Raw genomic sequence first — 2,901 nt, 5'->3', positions numbered from 1 at the left:
CAACCCCTTTTAGTGTTGCATTTTGTCCAAAGGAGAGTGAAACGACTAAGGCTAAAAGTAGAAGGCTAACTGATTTTTTAATCATTTGAGATTGCCTAATTTTGTTTTTTAAATAGGATAAATTTCATCCTAATTTAATACATTAAAAAATAAAAGTCAAATTTTGCGAGGCTTCGAGCTTTTCTTGAAAAAGTAAGCAATTTTAAATAGATTTAATTAAATACAAAAACGGAGCAACAATGAAATGATCCTTGTAATACCAGCTATCGAAATAAAAGATGGGAAATGCACCTGTGTGATACAAAGTTTACCCGAAAACCCAAAAGTTTATCCTGACGATCCGATCGAGGTTGCAAAGATATGGAGAAAGGAGAACGCCAAAGCATTATACCTGATCGATGTCGATGGCAGAATCGCTGGTAAACCGCAAAATCTCGATGTGTTCAAAAAAATTGTTAACGCAGTCGATATACCTGTCATCGCAAGCGGAGGTTTTAGAGATTATGAAAGTGTTAAACGGGCAATTAAAGATGGGATTTTAAGAATAGCTCTTGATACTGTTGCCTATAAAGATTTAGAACTTTTGAAAAAACTTATAAATGAATTTATGTCCAAAAGAATCACTATACATATTGAAGCGAGAGATGGAAATCTCATTGGTGAAGATATAACTGTTTTTGAAACCATTCAAAAAGTAAAAGAAGCTGGTATTGAAAGGATTATTTACAATGATATACTTGAAGATGGAACTGTTAACTTTAGAGCACTTAAGAATGTAGCTGAAAAGTCAGAGATTAAAATCATGGTCGAAGGTGAATTAAATGGCTATCAAGATTTAAACAAGCTTTTCGAATTTGAAAAATATGGCGTTGATTCAGTTATAATTAACCGAGCTCTTTATTACAATAAATTCCCATGCCAGCATCTTTGGAGAATTGTTGAAGCGGAACTAAATTTATAAACAAAAATTTAAACAAAGATGAAAAAACCTTTTCTTGAAAGGTTGCTCGACGATAGACCCATCATTTGCGACGGGGCGATGGGCACAATGCTCGACCTTTACGAATATCATGAACAGCCACGATGTATACACAATTTGCTAAACCCAGACATAGTTGCCAGGATTCACCGTGAGTATATTGAGGCGGGGGCTGAGATAATTGAAACAAATACCTTCGATGCGAATAGATTCAGGCTTGAGTTTTATCATCTTCAAGATAAAATTAAAGAAATTAACAAAGCAGGTGTTGAGATAGCAAAATCCGTTGCGGGTGATGATGTCTATGTCGCCGGCTCGATTGGACCAACGGGCAAATTGCTTGAGCCACTTGGAAAAATAAAAACTCAACAAATTAAGGATGTAATAAAAGAACAGGCAGAAATATTAATTTCAGCTGGCGTCGATTTGATAATTCTTGAAACATTTGTTAGTTTGAATGAACTTGATGCTGCAATTGAAGCAGTTAAAGAGGTCTCGGATAAAATTCCACTTATAGCCCAAAAAACATTTCCAGAGGATGGAGCAATTCTTGCCACGGACTTCCCAATAGAGGTTGTAAAACACATCAAGGAAAAAGGTGTAACAGTTGTTGGTTCAAATTGCACTGTCGGACCCCAGAGAATGTTCTCAATTATAAAATCAATGTATCAGGATGATGTCATTTTATCTGCTCAACCCGCTGCTGGAATCCCAACCCTTGTCGATGGTCGATCAGTTTACCACGCAAGTCCCGAATATCTCGCAACATATGCAAAGCAACTTGTCGAAGCGGGTGTTAAAATAATCGGCGCATGTTGTGGTTCAACACCATCACACATAAAAGCGATAGCAAACGCAGTAAAAGATTTAAGATTAAAACGACCCGAAGTTAACATCAGGATAAAAGAACAAAAACATGAAAAAATAGAGCCCCCAAAAGAATCAAAAGTTGAAATAATCACTGCGGAAGATAAAAAATCAAATTTCGCAAAAAATATAGGGAAAAAGTTTTTAACAACCGTTGAGCTTGACATCCCACGCGGGCTTGATATGAGCTCAGTGATCGAGGGTGCAAAGTATTTGAAAGAGAATGGAATCGACGCAGTAAATATAACAGATGGGGCGAGAGCAAGATTTAGAATGGATCCGGTTGCCATATCTCATCTTGTTGAAACTAAAGTGGGAATTGAGACCATCACACATATTGCCTGCAGGGATAGAAATTTAATTGGCTTACAGGGGCTTCTTCTTGGCGCATGGGCACTTGGGATTAAAAATATACTTGCAATAACTGGAGATCCAACAAAAATTGGCGACTTCCCCCACGCAACAACCGTGGCAGATGTTGATTCAATAGGGCTTATAAAAATTTTAAAAAACATGAATCACGGTCTTGATGCAGTTGGTAACACAATTGGTGAACCAACTAATTTTTTAATTGCTTGCGCAGCAAATCCAACAGCACAAAACCTTGATTATGAAATTTCTCGACTTGAAAAGAAAGTTGAAGCAGGTGCACAAATTGTCTTCACCCAACCGCTGTATGAAATGAGAACACTTGAACTTTTCATCAAAAAAATTGAACATCTTAAAATCCCAATTATGCTCGGCATCCTACCGCTTAGAAGTTACAAACACGCTGAATTTCTTCACAATGAAGTCCCCGGGATAAACATCCCCGATTGGGTTCGTGAAAAACTTTATCTTGCACACGATGACGCTGGTAAAGTTGGAGTTGAAATATCAGCGCAATTCTTAAAAGAGGCAAAACATCTAGTTCAAGGCGCATATTTACTCCCACCTTTTAAAAAATATCACATCGCCGTCGAGATACTTCAAAAAATTTAAAAACAAACCCAAAGAAAAATGAACCCTGTAGAAATCATACGAAAAAAGAGGGATGGCAAAAAATTAACAAAAGA

General features: G+C 36.9%; 2 protein-coding genes. Both read left to right on the top strand.

The genetic code is table 11. From position 1 onward, the window contains the following. Positions 1-244: 244 nt before the first annotated feature. Positions 245-961, top strand: a complete 717-nt coding sequence (locus AWW78_RS06350) for a HisA/HisF-related TIM barrel protein (protein ID WP_082349066.1) — start codon at positions 245-247, stop codon at positions 959-961. Positions 962-979: 18 nt separating this feature from the next. Continuing rightward, positions 980-2,827, top strand: a complete 1,848-nt coding sequence (locus AWW78_RS06345) for a bifunctional homocysteine S-methyltransferase/methylenetetrahydrofolate reductase (protein ID WP_047133144.1) — start codon at positions 980-982, stop codon at positions 2,825-2,827. Positions 2,828-2,901 lie beyond the last annotated feature (74 nt).

This window comes from Candidatus Kryptonium thompsonii (assembly GCF_001535985.1).
Classification (GTDB): Bacteria; Bacteroidota; Ignavibacteria; order Kryptoniales; family Kryptoniaceae; genus Kryptonium; species Kryptonium thompsonii.
The sequence above is the reverse complement of the archived record's forward strand: the minus strand, read 5'-3'. Positions and strand labels throughout refer to the sequence as shown.